This window comes from Microbispora sp. KK1-11, assembly GCF_006874435.1.
In the GTDB taxonomy this organism is placed as follows: domain Bacteria; phylum Actinomycetota; class Actinomycetes; order Streptosporangiales; family Streptosporangiaceae; genus Microbispora; species Microbispora catharanthi.
The window spans coordinates 112,734-126,399 of record NZ_VIRJ01000018.1; the positions used below are offsets into that span (position 1 = coordinate 112,734).

Here is a 13,666-nt window from a genome sequence, read left to right on the forward strand (position 1 = left end):
GGGGGCTCCCGCGTTCTCGCTTCTGCCGGCAGAGTGGGACGGCCAGGAATGCCCGGGGCGATCAGAGGAGGCCTCCGGGGCGGATCGGCCCGGCTCAGGCGGCCGGGGCGTCCCTGGTGGGGGAGTCCTGACCGGGAAGGCGGACGTCGTCGACGGTCACGTTGACCTCGACCACGCGCATGCCGAGCATGCGGCTCACCGACCGGGCCACGTTGACCTTGACCTCGGTGGCGACGTCCATCACCACGTGGCCGTACACGATGACGATGGTCACGTCGACCGAGACCTGCTGGTCCTGGATCCTGGCCTGCACACCCTGCGTCGCCCGCTTGGTCCCCACGCCGATGCGGTCGCGCACGGACTCGAAGGCACGCTCCAGGTCGCCACCCAGGTCGGCCACGCCGGGGATCTCCAGGGCGGCCAGCGCGGCCACCTTCTCCACCACCTCGTCGGCGACCTTGATCCGGCCCTTGAGGACGTTCGCGGTCGGCGCCTCGGGCCGCGGCGTCTCCAGGGGGAGTTCCGGCTCCGCCGGATCGGCCGCCTCCACGCCCGCCGGGTCGTCGAGGCTCCCCTCGGCGTACGCGTCGGTCTGCTCTTCCACTCGCTCCTCGACGGCGGCGGCCTCGCTCATGTGACGGCTCCTCGGGGGGTGGGACGTCGGGCAGGTGCATTCTGCCCGATGACCAAGCGAGCCGTCCGCTGTCCGCGGATATCGGCGGGCCGTACGGTCGCGGCCCTAACGGTCGTGGGCCGGTGGTCGTGGCTCTGGCGCAACCCGGCCGGTGAGAGGAGATCCGCGAGGTCATATGCTGCTGCACAGTGCGACGCGCACGGGACCACGCACGGGGACAACGCACGGGGACAACGGGAGCGGAGGAGATCGCGGACGTGGATTCAGAGCCGATCGAGCAGGCGGGCGCCGGGATTCCCGACGATTTCCAGCGCCTCTGGACCCCGCACCGGATGGCCTACATCAAGGGCGAGAACAAGCCCAGCGGGTCCGGCGCGGATGACGGCTGCCCGTTCTGCGAGATTCCCAAGCTCCCCGACGAGGACGGGCTGATCGTGGCCCGGGGATCGGCCGTGTTCGCCGTGCTCAACCTCTATCCGTACAACTCCGGGCACCTGATGGTCTGCCCCTACCGGCACGTGTCCGACTACGCCGACCTCGACGGGCCCGAGACGGCGGAGCTGGCCGAGTTCACCAAGCGCGCGACGCAGGCGCTGCGCAAGGCGAGCGGGGCGCAGGGCTTCAACGTCGGCATGAACCTGGGCGGTGTGGCGGGCGCGGGCATCGCCGCCCACCTTCACCAGCACGTGGTGCCCCGGTGGGGCGGCGACACCAACTTCATGCCGGTGGTCGGGCGCACCAAGGTGCTGCCGCAGCTGCTGCGCGACACGCGTGACCTGCTCGCGGAGGCCTGGCCCGCCGCCTCCTGACCGCTGCCCGGTCAAGAGCCGGTCGCCCGGACGGCGTCAGGCCGCCGCGGGGCTCGCAGGCGGGCCCGGCGATCCGGCGGCCGGGACCGGCTCGCCGTGCTGCAGGGCGCGGATGCCCGCGCTGAGGACGAGCGGCACGGCCAGAGCCAGGGCCATGGACAGCACCGCGGCGCCCGAGTCGTTGACGAGCATGCCGACCAGGCCGCTCACGAGCGCGCCGAGCAGGCCCGCCCTGAGCATGGGCGCCCGTTCGAACGCGATCGGCAGGACGCCGGCGCTCGCCGCCCCCGGCCGCAGCAGCGCGAAGACGAGGAACGCGAACGCGGCGATCACCACGGGCATCAGGTTGGGGCTGAGCAGCGTGGAGAGCATCGCCCCGAGCTTGCGGGAGATCACCGGCAGGAACGTGCCGTCGGCCACCTGCCCCACGAAGCGGCCCAGGTGCGTCTGGCTGGCCGGGGGACGCAGGTAGTCGAGGTAGGCGATCGCCATCACCAGAACGCCGCCCGCGGCGCAGAACGCGCCCAGCTTGACGATCGACACCCGCCTGCCCGCCACGATCAGGGCGGTGACCGCGATGCCCGGGACGAAGGCGATGACGCCGCCGAAGTCGCTGCCCACGCCCGGCCAGCCGTCGAGCAGCATCGCGAAGGCCCCGAGCGCGGCGACCAGGGTCACCGCGACGGCCTTGCGGCCCGCTCTGACCAGCCGGTCGGCGGCGGCCGTGGTGACGAGCAGCACGGCCGTGGCGAGCAACGCGAAGGGGATGTTCCCCAGACCGTAGTAGCGGGCGCCGACCACGCCCGTGTAGCCCATCAGACTGTTGAGCTGCAGGGGCGTGCCGGTCAGCAGGTCGCCGAGCAGCACGGCCGCGGTCACCGCCGCGATCACGGTCAGCGGCCCGAGCACGCCGCGCCGCCACGGCCCCGCGAGGGCCGCCACGGTCAGCGCCGCGGCGATCGCCGCGATCGCGGCGAAGAGCGTGACCGCGGGCTGCGCCGTACGGGCCCACGGGGTGAGGTTGACGAGGTAGGTCGAGACGGGGATCGAGGCGAGCGCCACGGCGGCGGCCCGTACGGCGGGCAGCCCGTCGCGGCGGCGCAGCAGCAGGAACGCGGTGACGTAGAAGACCACCTGGAGCACGGCGAGCGTGGTGAAGAAGACGCCTGTCGTGTCGCGGATGGTCTGCCCGGCGACGTCGGCGGTGCGCAGGGCCGCCACACGCTCGTCCAGGTTTCCGCCCGTCCCATGGGTCTCGACCGGCACGCCGACGACGGCCGGGGGAGCGGCCACCCCGGCCCTGGCCAGGATCGTGGCGGTGAGATCCGGAAGGATGATCATGTCGTCCCTGTGGGTGGAGCGGGCGCCGAGCGTGCCCGAAGCCCCGCCACCATGGATCATCGCGGCCCTGAGGTGGGGGACGGAACCGTGGTCGGAGAGTCCGGCGACCAGCACCGTCGCCGATCCGAGCCGCGGCAGGAACGAGCCCAGCTTCGCGTCGGCCGCCCGCGCCGCGGCCCGCCGCGCCTCGGCGGACAGACGCTCGGGCACGTCGCTCAGCCGGTCGCCGGAGACGTAGGGCGCGACGAGGTCGGGGATCTCGACGGCGACCACGTCGCCGCGCGACCACTGCGTGACCTCGGCGGGAGAGGGGGCGTAGACGTCCACCCGGCCCTCGCGGTCGGCCAGCGCGAGCGCCGCTCCCGGGCCGACGGCCATCGTCGTCCGCCCGGCCGCGTGCAGGGCCTGCCCGAGTGTGCCCGCGTCGTCCTGCTCCCGCACCTCCCACAGCCAGGAGAACTCGGGGACCACCGCCCCCTCGCCGTCGGCCTCGGGCGTGGGGGCCATGCCGCACGCTCCCCCCACCGCCGACCGCACCCCGGCCGAGACCGTGAGCCAGGCGTCGTACGGGCAGGTGTCCTTGCGTATGGCCCGCACCGACAGGGAGCCGAGGGCGGAGTCGCCGGCGAGCCGCCAGAGGTTCGGGGTGTCGGCCGGGGTGACGTCGCTCCACATCAGGCCGGGGACTCCGACGAGCACGACCCGTTCACCGGCCGCCGTCGCCGGCCCGGCCGCGAGTGCGGCGGACGCGGCCGCCGCGGGAGCGGAGGCCACGACCGACACACCGAACACGACGGCGACGACCGCACGCCTCACCCACGTGTCTCTCACCGGCGACTCCCAGTCCCCGTACGCGCAGTCCCCGTACGTGATCTTGAAAAAACTCGCGACCACGCTACCGGACCTCTTGAAGGCCGCGCAGCAATCCGGGACGACACGTCGCAACGGAGGGAGGGGTCAGGCCGCCCGGGTCGCGGGGCTCTCGTTGCCGAGGCGGTCGACGGCGGTGACGTAGTAGGCGCCGGGGTCGCCGGCGGCGTACGACGGAGCCTGGGAAGCCGGCACGACGGCCACCAGGTTGCGCGCGTCCGCCGTGGCACAGGAGGCGTCCTTGCCCGTCACCCGGTAGATCCCGTATGACTGGGCGCCCGGCTGGGCCTGCCACGTCAGCGTCCCGCCGGTCGCCTTCACCCCGCGCGGGGCGGCGGGCGCGGACCCCTGTCTGAGCACCGGCGGCAGCGCCGGGCGGGCGTAGTGGCTCTTCATGATCCGGTCGAGCACGCCCATCGGGTTCTTCACCAGTTGCGCGGCGCTGAAGTAGACGTCGCCCGAGATCTCCGGATACTTGCGGTTCAGCGTGAGGTGGGCGGGCAGTTCGCCCGCCTTGGTCCAGGCCGGGGTGTCGGCGGCGCCCACCCGGTAGAGCGCCTGCCCGATGTAGAGGTCGACGTCGGTGCCCTTCACCGCGTCGGCCCACCACTTGGCGAGCACGGAGTAGTCGGCGGCGGCGAATCCCCTGGGCCAGTAGAGCTGGGGCATCACGTAGTCGACCGAGCCCGCCTTGATCCACGCCCTGGCGTCCGCGTAGATCGAGTCGTAGGCCGACATGCCCTTGGTGGCCGAGCCCGCCGGGTCCTCGGCCTTGTTGCGCCAGATGCCGAACGGGCTGATCCCGAAGACGGCGTACGGCTTGGCCGTGTGGACCGCCTGCGAGACCTGGGCGACCAGCTGGTTCACGTTGCGCCGCCGCCAGTCGGCCAGGGTCATGCCCTTGCCGTACTTCTTGTACGCGGCCTGGTCGGCGAACCGCGTGCCCCGTCCGGGGTAGGGGTAGAAGTAGTCGTCGAAGTGGACGCCGTCGACGTCGTAGCGCTTGACCACGTCCGTCACGACCTTGGTCACCCAGTCGCGCACCTGCGGCAGGCCGGGGTTGTAGTACAGCTTGCCCTCGTGCTTGACGGTCCAGTCGGGATGCAGCAGCGCCGGGTGCCCCGCGGGCAGCTTCGAGGAGACCGAGTCGGCCGCCCGGTAGGGGTTGAACCACGCGTGGAACTGCAGGCCGCGCTTGTGGGCCTCCTCCACCAGGAACGGCAGCGGATCCCAGCCCGGGTCCTTGCCCGCCGTGCCGGTGAGCCACTGGGACCACGGCTCCATCGACGAGCGGTAGATCGCGTCCGAGGCGGGCCGCACCTGGAAGAACACCGCGTTCAGGCGCCGCTTGACCGCGTTGTCGAGGATTTTTACATATTCGGCCTTCTGCCGGTCGGGCGACAGGCCCGATTTCGACGGCCAGTCGAGATTGTGCACCGTGGCGATCCAGACGCCGCGAAGCTGGCGCTTGGGGTATTTCGCGCTGGTGGCGCAGGTGTCCGCCGCCGTGAGCGTCTCCGCGTCGACGTGCTGCCGCGTCGCCTTCGGCACCGTCGTACGGCCGGCCTTTTCCGCGCCGACCTTCTCGGCCTGGGCGCCGGGGCCGAACGTGTAGGCGGCTCCGACGGCGACGGCGGCGATGACGGTGGTCGCGATCAACGGGCGGACGACCTGTCTCCGCTCGGTCACGTGGCTACCCCTCCGATTTGCCAGTAAGTCCGGCCACAAGTCTTACATCGGCAAAAGAGCGGTTTAGCCAGAAAAACGAAATGAACTTGTGATGCGGATGTGACGCGGGGCACCCTCTGGGGCTCCCCTTACCCCGGGCGTGCGAAACCCGGCGCCGGCGACGGTGCGGATGAGCTGCGAAAACCCCGGCGGCCGGGAGGCGGGCCGCCGGGGTCTCCGAAATCGCTCCGATCGGGCCGCTACTCGCCCGCCGCGGCCACCTTGTCGGCAAGATGGGCGGGCAGGGGCTCGTACCGCAGGAAGGAGCGGCTGAACGTGCCCGCCCCGTGGGACAGCGACCGCAGGTCGATCGCGTACCGCGTGATCTCCAGTTGCGGCACCTCGGCGCGCACCAGCGTGCGGCCGGTGCCGACAGGCTCGGTGCCGAGCACCCTGCCGCGGCGGGAGGACAGGTCGGACATCACGGCTCCGACGTACTCGTCCGACACGAGCACCGCCACCTCGTCCACCGGTTCGAGCAGGTGCGTCGCCACCTTGGACGCGGCCTCCTTGAGCGCGAGCTGACCCGCGATCTGGAAGGCCATGTCGGAGGAGTCGACCGAGTGCGCCTTGCCGTCGTAGAGCGTGACGCGCACGTCGACCATCGGATAGCCGGCGACGACCCCGCGTTCCATCTGCGCCCGCACGCCCTTCTCCACGGACGGGATGAACTGCCTCGGCACCACGCCGCCCACGATCTTGTCGACGAACTCGAACCCGCCGCCCGACGGCAGCGGCTCGACCTCGATGTGGCAGATCGCGTACTGCCCGTGGCCGCCGGTCTGCTTGACGTTGCGCCCCATGCCCTGCGCCTTGCCGGCGAACGTCTCCCGCAGCGGCACGCGCAGGTCGATCTTCTCGACCTCCACCCCGTGCCGCTTGGCCAGGCGGTCGAGCAGGACGTCGGAGTGCGCCTCTCCCATGCACCACAGCACGAGCTGGCGGGTCTCGGCGTTGTTCTCCAGCCGCAGGGTCGGGTCCTCCGCCACCAGGCGGCTCAGGGCCTGGCTGAGCTTGTCCTCGTCGGCCTTCGACTTGGCCCTGATGGCGACCGGCAACAGCGGTTCCGGCATGGTCCACGCCTCGACCAGCAGCGGGTCGTCCTTGTCCGAGAGCGTGTCGCCCGTCTCGGTCCGCGACAGCTTGGCGACCGCGCAGATGTCCCCGGCGACGCACTTGCCCACGGTCCGCTGCGATTTGCCGAGCGGCGACGACAGCGCGCCCACCCGCTCGTCGACGTCGTGGTCCTCGTGCCCCCGTTCCGCCAGGCCGTGACCGGAGACGTGCACCGTCATGTCCGGTCGCAGCGTGCCCGAGAAGACCCGGACCAGGCTGATCCGTCCCACGTACGGGTCGCTCGTGGTCTTCACGACCTCGGCCACGAGCGGGCCGTCAGGATCGGCGGTGATCTCCCTGCACGGCTTGCCGTCGATCGAGGTGATCTTCGGCAGCGGGTGCTCCAGGGGCGAAGGGAAGCCCTGTGTGACGATCTCCAGCAGCTCCAGCATGCCGACGCCCGGCGCCGTGGCGAGGACCGGGTAGAAGCCGGCCCGCGCGACCGCCTTCTCCAGGTCGTCGATGAGCACCTTGGTGTCGATCGTCTCGCCGGAGAGGTAGCGGTCCATCAGGGACTCGTCCTCGCTCTCCTGGATGATCCCCTCGATGAGGTCGCCGCGGTACTGCTCGATGAGCGCGAGCTGGTCGGCGTCCGGCTCCCGCTCGGTCCTGCGCCCGCCGCCGTAGTCGAACAGCCGCTGCGACAGCAGGCCGAGCAGCCCGGTGCCGTCCACCGGCAGGTAGAGCGGCGCCACGCCGTCGCCGAACGCGTCCTGGCAGGTGGCGAGGACCTCGTCGAAGTTGGCGCGCTGGTGGTCGATCTTGGTGATGACCACGGCGCGGGGCATCCCCACGAGCGCGCACTCCTCCCAGAGCATGCGGGTGAGCCCGTCCACGCCCTCGGCCGCCGAGACGACGAACAGCGCCGCGTCGGCCGCGCGCAGCCCGGCCCGCAGGTCGCCGACGAAGTCCGCGTACCCCGGGGTGTCCAGAAAATTGATCTTGATGCCGTTGTGGACGACGGGGGCGACCGACAGGTTGACGGAACGCTGCTGGCGTACCTCCACCTCGTCGAAGTCGCTGACCGTCGTGCCGTCCTCGACCCGGCCGGGACGCTGGATGGTGCCCGTCTCCGCGAGCAGCGCCTCGACCAGCGTGGTCTTCCCGGCCCCGGAATGGCCGACCAGCACGACATTGCGCACCATGTCCGGCCGATCGGCCGCGGGTGCCCTGCCCGCGGCCCCTGTTGTCGCGCCGGATGATCTTTCGGCCACATCGCCTCCCGAATCTCTGAGCGGTCGGGATGGGCACGTGGCACGCACCCCGCGCCGGCCGCTCGTGCCGTCGCTGTCCGCGCCCGGGGGCCTCGCCCTTCCAGGACCGTACGGCGGCTGACGCGGCGGTTCACCTCCGTGTCATCTCCGCGCGGTCCTGCGGGCGCGTGCTCTTCACCCTTTACCCATGTGGCGCATATCACAAGACTTTTCGGCGGAATGTGCTTGCGAGGTGCGGCGGCGCCGGATGGCCTACGATCGGACGGCGATGTTGAACATCCTGCGTCCCGCCGTCACCCGAGTCATGACCCCGCTGGGCCGAGCCCTCGCCCGCTGGGGGATCTCGCCCGACGTGATCACCACGATCGGCACGCTCGGAGTGGTGGCCTCGGCTCTCGTCTTCTACCCGCTCGGGCATCTGTTCGCGGGAACGCTCGTCATCACGTTCTTCGTGCTCGCCGACCTCCTGGACGGCGTGCTGGCCCGGATGACGGGCAAGGGGAGCACGTGGGGCGCCTTCCTGGACTCCACGCTCGACCGTCTCGGCGACGCCTCGATCTTCTCGGGGCTGATCCTCTACTTCGTCCTCAAGGACGAGCCCGAGATCGTCCTCGCGACAGTCGCGCTCTTCTGTCTCGTCGCGGGAGCATTGGTCTCCTACGCCAAGGCCAGGGCCGAGGGTCTCGGCATGACCGCGAACGTCGGCATCGCCGAACGGGGGGAGCGTCTCGTGGTCGTGCTCGTCGCGGCCGGCCTGTCCGGCCTCGGCGTGCCGTACGTCCTGGCGGCAGGGCTCTGGCTGCTCGCCGCCGCCAGCGCCGTCACGGTGGTCCAGCGGATGGTGCACGTCTACAGACAGGCGGTGGTCAGATGAAGGGCACGGCCGGCCCACCCCCCGGGCGGCCCTCGCGACCCGGCACGGCGCCGCTCGCCGACCGGCTGGTCGCGGCGGCGTACACCGCCGGCTGGGCCGTGGTCCGATACGTGCCGGAACGGGCGGCCGCCTGGTTCTTCCGGGTCCTCGCCGACCGGCTGTGGCGCAGGCGGGGCAAGTCCGTGCGCCGCCTGGAGGCCAACCTGGCCCGCGTCGTCGGCGGCGACCCCGGCGACCACGCCGTACGCGAGCTGAGCCGGGCCGGCATGCGCTCCTACTTCCGGTACTGGATGGAGTCGTTCCGCTTCACCGCCTACACCCGCGAGCGCATCCTCGACGGCACCCGGGCCACCGGGGGCGAGCACATCTTCGACAACCTCGCCCGGGGCAGGGGAGTGGTGGTCGCGCTGCCCCACATGGGCAACTACGACCTCGCCGGGGCCTGGCTGGTCCACATGGGCCACCGCTTCACCACCGTCGCCGAGCGGCTGAAGCCGGAGTCGCTGTTCGAGCGCTTCGTCGCCTACCGCGAGCAACTCGGCATGGAGGTGCTGCCGCTGACCGCCAGGGACGGCGGCAGCGCGATGGCGTTCGGCACGCTCGCCAAGCGGCTGCGCGAGGGCAAGCCGGTCTGCCTGCCCGCAGAGCGCGACCTGACCGCCTCCGGCGTCGAGGTCGAGTTCTTCGGCGCCAGGACGCGCATGGTCGCCGGTCCCGCCGTGCTGGCGATCCAGACGGGCGCCGCACTGCTGCCCGCCGTGCTGTGGTTCGACGGGGACGGCTGGGGCATCCGCATCTACGAGGAGATCCCCGCCCCGACCGAGGGGACGCGGGAGGAGAAGGTCAGGGTGATGACCCAGGCCGTGGCGGCGGTGTTCGAGAAGGGCATCGCGGAGCATCCGGAGGACTGGCACATGCTCCAGCGCCTGTGGCTCGACGACCTGGAGCCCCGCGGCGGGGCCGGGTCGTGAACGTCGGCATCGTCTGCCCGTACACCTGGGAGGTCCCCGGGGGCGTGCAGGCGCACATCAGGGACCTCGCCGAGGCGCTCATCGACGACGGGCACAAGGTGTCCGTCATCGCCCCCGCGGCCGACGACGCCGAACTGCCGGCGTACGTGACCCCGGCGGGCCGCGCCGTGCCCGTGCCGTACAACGGGTCGGTCGCCCGCCTGGCGTTCGGGTTCCTGTCGGCCAACCGCGTGCGCAAGTGGATCAGGGAGGGCGGGTTCGACGTGTTGCACGTGCACGAGCCCGCCGTGCCGTCCCTCGGGGTGCTCGCCTGCTGGGTCGCCCGAGGGCCCATCGTGGCCACGTTCCACGCCTCCTACGAGCGGTCGCGGGCGATGTCGGTGGCCGCGCCGATGCTGCAGAGCGCGCTGGAGAAGATCACGGGCAGGATCGCGGTCTCCGACGCCGCCCGCAAGACGCTGGTGGAGCACCTCGGCGGCGACGCGGTGCTGATCCCGAACGGCGTCACGGTGCGCAGGTACGCCGAGGGCGAGCCGCTGCCGGGCTGGGGCCCGGACGGCAACGTGATCGGCTTCCTCGGGCGGATGGACGAGCCGCGCAAGGGCCTGGCCGTGCTGCTGGAGGCGTTCGCCCTGCTGGCCCCCGAGCGGCCCGCGCTGCGCCTGCTGATCGCCGGCCCCGGCGACCCCGACGACGTGCTCGGGCGGGTGTCCAAGCAGTATCGGGACAGGGTCGGGCTGCTCGGCATGGTCAGCGAGGCCGACAAGGTGCGCGCCTACCACTCCGTGGACGTCTTCTGCGCGCCCAACCTGGGCGGGGAGAGCTTCGGCATCGTGCTCACCGAGGCCATGTCGGCCGGGGCGCCGATCCTCGCCAGCGACATCCCCGCCTTCCGGCGGGTGCTGGGCGAGGGGCAGGCGGGGGCGCTGTTCACCACCGGGGACCCGGCCGCCCTGGCCAGGGAGGCCGCGCGGCTGCTCGACGACGCCGAGCGGCGCGCGAAGCTCTCCGACGAGGCCCGCCAGGCGGTGTGGAAGTACGACTGGTCGACGGTCGCGCGGGAGGTCGTGCGCGTCTACGAGACGGTCACCCACGCCAGCGCGGGCGTGGTGGAGGACGTGCTGCCGTGACGATCGACACAGGGACGATCGACACAGGGACGATCGACACAGGGACGATCGACACAGGGACGATCGACACAGGGACGATCGACACAGGGACGATCGACACAGGCGCGGCCGGGCGCGGCGGCCCGGCGCCGCGCGGGGAGGTGCCGGCGTGACCACGACCCTGATCCTCGTGGCGGCCGTGGTCGTCGTGCTGTTCGCCGTCTACGTCTCCTGGCGGGCCGGGCGGCTCGACCGCCTCCACATCCGCCTGGAGACCGCGCAGGCCGCGCTCGACGCCGCGCTGCTGCGCCGCGCCGCGGTCTGCCTGGAGCTCGCCGGCTCGCGCATTCTCGACCCCGCCACCTCGCTGGTGCTCGCCGCGGCCGCCCACGAGGCCCGTACGGCGGGGCCGGACGAGCGCGAGCACGCCGAGAGCGACCTGTCGAGGACGCTGCGGGCGGTGGTCGACCAGGAGCGGTTCCGGGAGAAGCTGGCCGAGCACGCCGCAGGGGCGGCGCTGCTGGAGGAACTGGACACGGCGGTCGCCAAGGTCGTCTACTCGCGCCGCTTCTACAACAACGCCGCCGGCGTCACCCGTACGGCGCAGCGGCGCTGGCTGGCCCGGTCGCTGCGCCTGGCCGGGCACACCGATCCGCCCCGCTTCTTCGACATCGATGACGAACCGCCCGAATCCCTCGCTACTGGATAGTCACTTTTTGTCGGGCATTTCGGGCTGATCCCGGTAAGCTCATGCCGTTTCATAGCCATGCTGGTCAACGGGTCCGCGTGGGCCAGGTCCGTCGTGCCTGGCGGCGGGGGGCTCTCCACCGGGAGGAGCGGGTACGGTGCGGGCAGGGATCGGCTTCACGCTGGCCATGGCGGTCATCCTGACCGGAACCGCGTGTTCTGGCGACGACAAGCCCGCCGCCCAGTCCCAGGACGCGAGCCCGCTCGCGTCCCCGTCGCCGACGCCGCCTCCCGAGCACCCGTTCACCGGCCGCCCCGTCGCCGCCCGCAAGCCGGTCCTCGCCGTGAAGATCGAAAACACCCACGCGGGCAAGCCGCAGATGGGCCTGCGCAGCGCCGACGTCGTCTTCGTCGAGCAGGTCGAGGGCGGGCTCACCCGGCTCATGGCGATCTTCTCCTCCAAGCTGCCCGCCCAGGTGGGGCCGGTCCGCAGCGCCCGCATCTCCGACCTGCACATCCTCCCGATGTTCGGCAAGCCCGCCCTGGCCTACTCCGGCGTGCAGACGAAGATGATCCCCTACGTCCAGAAGGCCTCGCTGTTCGACGTGTCCGACAGCCGGGTCCCCGGCGCCTACACCCGTGCGGCCGGGCGGGTCGCGCCGTACAACCTGGTCGGCAGCCCCAGGAAGCTGCTGGCCAAGGCGCCGCAGGCGAGCAAGGCGGACGACATCGGCTTCGTCTTCTCCGACGAACCGCCGGCCGGGGGCACGCCGCAGAAGAGCGTCAGCGTCCGCTACCCGGCGGCCCGCTTCACCTTCGCCTGGTCGGCCGCCCAGAAGCGCTGGCTGGTGACGCAGGACGGCGAGAAGGACATGGCGGCCGAGGGCGGCCAGCAGGGCGCCCCGACGATCGTCATCCAGTGGGTGAAGACCGACCGCTCGGAGTTCCACGACTTCACCGGCAGCTACACCCCGCTCGTGCACACGGTGGGCAAGGGCACCGGCGTCGTGCTCAGGGACGGGCAGGCCTACCGGGTGAAGTGGTCGCGCGCCTCGGAGAAGGAGGGCACCACCTACACCATGGCCGACGGCACGCCCATGCCGTTCGCCCGCGGCCAGGTCTGGGTCGTGCTCGCCTCGCGCAAGCCCGTCGCGCCATGATGGACAAACGGCCTGATCGACCCTGACATATGGGTGCGTCGGGTGCGGGATCGGCCACCGCCTACGATGGAGGGGATTCCGTAGGCCCGCCGTCGTGAGGTATCACCGTGTCCAGCAGCACCCCCGAAGTCAACGAGACCACCGCCGTCGGCACCGCCCGCGTGAAGCGCGGCATGGCCGAGATGCTCAAGGGTGGTGTCATCATGGACGTCGTCACCCCGGAGCAGGCGAAGATCGCCGAGGACGCCGGAGCCGTCGCCGTCATGGCGCTGGAGCGCGTCCCCGCCGACATCCGCGCCCAGGGCGGCGTGTCCCGGATGAGCGACCCCGACATGATCGAGGGCATCATCAACGCCGTCTCCATCCCGGTGATGGCCAAGGCCAGGATCGGCCACTTCGTCGAGGCCCAGGTGCTCCAGGCGCTCGGGGTCGACTACATCGACGAGTCCGAGGTCCTCACCCCGGCCGACTACGCCAACCACATCGACAAGTGGCAGTTCACCGTCCCCTTCGTGTGCGGGGCCACCAACCTCGGCGAGGCGCTGCGCCGCATCACCGAGGGCGCCGCGATGATCCGCTCCAAGGGCGAGGCCGGCACCGGCGACGTCTCCAACGCCACCACCCACATGCGGAAGATCCGGGGCGAGCTCAAGCGCCTCACCTCGCTGCCCGAGGACGAGCTGTTCGTCGCCGCCAAGGAACTGCAGGCGCCGTACGAGCTGGTGGCCGAGGTCGCCAAGACCGGCAAGCTGCCGGTGGTGCTGTTCACCGCGGGCGGCATCGCCACCCCGGCCGACGCCGCGATGATGATGCAGCTCGGCGCCGAGGGCGTGTTCGTCGGCTCGGGCATCTTCAAGTCCGGCGACCCCGCCAAGCGCGCCGCCGCCATCGTCAAGGCCACCACGTTCTACGACGACCCCGACGTGATCGCCAAGGTCTCGCGCGGTCTGGGCGAGGCGATGGTCGGCATCAACGTCGACGACATCCCCGTGCCGCACCGCCTCGCCGAGCGGGGCTGGTAGGCATCCCCGGAAGAGCTGTGGGGACGGACGCCCGGCTGGGACATACCAGCCGGGCGTTCTTGCTGTTCGCGGCCTGATGCCGGATTCGGGGCGCCGCCACGCCCACGCCCGAGGCGGCGGGCGAACTCGCC

General features: G+C 71.7%; 12 protein-coding genes. 8 read left to right on the plus strand and 4 right to left on the minus strand.

The annotated features are described in order from the left end of the window. Window positions 1-94 precede the first annotated feature (94 nt). Complete coding sequence (locus FLW16_RS24740) at window positions 95-634, minus strand: Asp23/Gls24 family envelope stress response protein (RefSeq protein ID WP_142562516.1); 540 nt, start codon at window positions 632-634, stop codon at window positions 95-97. A 257-nt stretch (window positions 635-891) separates the two neighbouring features. On the opposite strand from FLW16_RS24740, the gene FLW16_RS24745 reads away from it, so the two are divergent. Further along, on the plus strand, window positions 892-1,443 hold the full coding sequence (locus FLW16_RS24745; protein ID WP_221891268.1) for an HIT domain-containing protein: 552 nt from the start codon (window positions 892-894) through the stop codon (window positions 1,441-1,443). Window positions 1,444-1,479: 36 nt separating this feature from the next. Here the strand turns inward: FLW16_RS24745 and FLW16_RS24750 are convergent, their stop codons facing one another. From FLW16_RS24750 to FLW16_RS24760, 3 genes are all read right to left on the minus strand, one after another. After that, a complete protein-coding gene (locus FLW16_RS24750) occupies window positions 1,480-3,615 on the minus strand; it encodes a hypothetical protein (RefSeq protein WP_142562517.1) in 2,136 nt (711 codons plus the stop codon). A 126-nt stretch (window positions 3,616-3,741) separates the two neighbouring features. Next, window positions 3,742-5,343, minus strand: a complete 1,602-nt coding sequence (locus FLW16_RS24755) for a glycoside hydrolase family 10 protein (RefSeq protein ID WP_142562518.1) — start codon at window positions 5,341-5,343, stop codon at window positions 3,742-3,744. Window positions 5,344-5,582: 239 nt separating this feature from the next. Beyond that, complete coding sequence (locus FLW16_RS24760; RefSeq protein ID WP_142562519.1) at window positions 5,583-7,712, minus strand: elongation factor G-like protein EF-G2; 2,130 nt, start codon at window positions 7,710-7,712, stop codon at window positions 5,583-5,585. Window positions 7,713-7,980: 268 nt separating this feature from the next. Between FLW16_RS24760 and pgsA the strand changes: the two genes are divergently transcribed. From pgsA to pdxS, 7 genes are all read left to right on the plus strand, one after another. Next, complete coding sequence (gene pgsA, locus FLW16_RS24765; protein ID WP_142562520.1) at window positions 7,981-8,586, plus strand: phosphatidylinositol phosphate synthase; 606 nt, start codon at window positions 7,981-7,983, stop codon at window positions 8,584-8,586. Then, the gene (locus tag FLW16_RS24770) at window positions 8,583-9,557 is read left to right on the plus strand and encodes a phosphatidylinositol mannoside acyltransferase (protein WP_142562521.1); all 975 of its coding nucleotides are present in this window, start codon (window positions 8,583-8,585) and stop codon (window positions 9,555-9,557) included. Before pgsA ends, FLW16_RS24770 begins: the two co-directional genes overlap by 4 nt. Continuing rightward, the gene (locus tag FLW16_RS24775) at window positions 9,554-10,687 is read left to right on the plus strand and encodes a glycosyltransferase family 4 protein (RefSeq protein ID WP_142562522.1); all 1,134 of its coding nucleotides are present in this window, start codon (window positions 9,554-9,556) and stop codon (window positions 10,685-10,687) included. The genes FLW16_RS24770 and FLW16_RS24775 overlap by 4 nt, the downstream gene beginning before the upstream one ends. Continuing rightward, on the plus strand, window positions 10,684-10,839 hold the full coding sequence (locus tag FLW16_RS43910) for a hypothetical protein (RefSeq protein WP_185949575.1): 156 nt from the start codon (window positions 10,684-10,686) through the stop codon (window positions 10,837-10,839). The genes FLW16_RS24775 and FLW16_RS43910 overlap by 4 nt, the downstream gene beginning before the upstream one ends. Next, window positions 10,836-11,375 (plus strand): hypothetical protein, encoded by a 540-nt coding sequence (locus FLW16_RS24785; protein WP_142562524.1) that lies wholly within the window; start codon window positions 10,836-10,838, stop codon window positions 11,373-11,375. The genes FLW16_RS43910 and FLW16_RS24785 overlap by 4 nt, the downstream gene beginning before the upstream one ends. A 136-nt stretch (window positions 11,376-11,511) precedes the next feature. Next, window positions 11,512-12,513, plus strand: coding sequence for a DUF3048 domain-containing protein (locus FLW16_RS24790; protein ID WP_142562525.1), 1,002 nt, complete (start codon window positions 11,512-11,514; stop codon window positions 12,511-12,513). A gap of 107 nt (window positions 12,514-12,620) precedes the next feature. After that, window positions 12,621-13,535: a pyridoxal 5'-phosphate synthase lyase subunit PdxS gene (pdxS, locus tag FLW16_RS24795; protein WP_221891269.1), complete on the plus strand. Its 915-nt coding sequence runs from the start codon at window positions 12,621-12,623 to the stop codon at window positions 13,533-13,535. Window positions 13,536-13,666 lie beyond the last annotated feature (131 nt).